Below are 292 nucleotides of genomic sequence, written 5' to 3' on the forward strand. Positions count from 1 at the left end.
GTCGATCAACAAACATCTGAAGGGAACCTGACATGCCCATGTCGAAGAAACTCGCGGCTGAATTCATCGGCACGTTCTGGCTCGTGCTCGGAGGCTGCGGCAGCGCCGTACTGGCAGCGGCCTTTCCGGAGGTCGGCATCGGCCTCGCTGGCGTATCACTCGCGTTCGGCCTGACCGTCCTGACGATGGCCTACGCGATCGGCCACATTTCGGGCTGCCATCTCAACCCGGCCGTGACGATCGGCCTCTGGGCCGGTGGCCGGCATCCGCTCGGCGAGGTCGGCCCCTACAT

At 64.7% G+C, this 292-nt stretch carries 1 protein-coding gene; it reads left to right on the top strand.

What is annotated here, in order from left to right:
- Nucleotides 1-38: 38 nt before the first annotated feature.
- Nucleotides 39-292, top strand: a 254-nt coding sequence (locus MD536_RS21040) for an aquaporin (protein ID WP_239603764.1), incomplete at its 3' end; no start/stop codon positions are given.

This window comes from Flavihumibacter cheonanensis, assembly GCF_022352215.1.
Classification (GTDB): domain Bacteria; phylum Bacteroidota; class Bacteroidia; order Chitinophagales; family Chitinophagaceae; genus Flavihumibacter; species Flavihumibacter cheonanensis.